This is a genomic window from Candidatus Frankia nodulisporulans (assembly GCF_902806475.1).
GTDB lineage: Bacteria > Actinomycetota > Actinomycetes > Frankiales > Frankiaceae > Frankia > Frankia umida.
In genome coordinates this window covers 1-678 of the sequence record NZ_CADCWS010000528.1, presented here as the reverse complement: position 1 = coordinate 678, position 678 = coordinate 1, and the positions used below count along the sequence as shown (strand labels likewise).

General features: G+C 76.7%; 1 protein-coding gene. It reads right to left on the bottom strand.

The genetic code is table 11. The features are described from left to right. Positions 1-15 precede the first annotated feature (15 nt). Positions 16-609: a hypothetical protein gene (locus G6R24_RS21260; protein ID WP_163550878.1), complete on the bottom strand. Its 594-nt coding sequence runs from the start codon at positions 607-609 to the stop codon at positions 16-18. Positions 610-678 lie beyond the last annotated feature (69 nt).

Sequence of the window (678 nt, the reverse complement as noted above, 5' to 3'; positions counted from 1 at the left end):
GAGGCGACCCGGCGCTCAGGCCTTCGAGAAGACGAGTTCCAGGGCGCCCGCCCCGCCGGCGCCGACGCTGCCCAGCCCGCCTCGGATGCCGTGGCCGGTGAAGCTGATCGAGTGCGCGACACCGCCGAGACCGACGTCCGAGGTGATGGTGTAGCCGGCGGCGGGCAGGGCGCCGCGGTAGAACGTGACCATCGAGTCGCTGGCCACTCCGGTCAGGGTCACGGTGGACGTGCCGCCGGTGGTCGTCCCGACCCGGGCCTTCGCGCCCGGGGGGACGGGGAAGTCGGCTGGCACGTTGGTGCCACGCAGGGCGTCCGCACCGGTGACGGCACCGAGGCGACCGATCCCGGGAACCGAGGCCCCGACCGAGGTGGGCAGCGAGGTCGGCAGGCGGGACGGCAGGCCCGAGGGCAGGCGCAGCGTGGGTGTCGCGCTGACCGACGGGGTGGTGGTGGCGTCCGAGCCGGAGGAGCCGTCCGGGCCGCAGGCGCTGATCAGCCCGGCCAGGCCGACGAGGGCGAGGCCCGCGACGACGGTGCCCGCCCGGGTGGCCGCGCCCCGCGCCGGGCGGGCCGGGTGCGCGGGCGGTGCCTGCTGGGTGTCCGGCATGCTGCGTCCTCCGTGGAGATCCGGGTCGGTTCTGGGCGCCGGTGTCCGGTCTGGTGCCCGCCGTCGAGA

Bases quoted from the DNA above. Each gene is read 5' to 3' on its own strand.
- G6R24_RS21260 (WP_163550878.1), bottom strand. From the start codon at position 609: ATGCCGGACACCCAGCAGGCACCGCCCGCGCACCCGGCCCGCCCGGCG.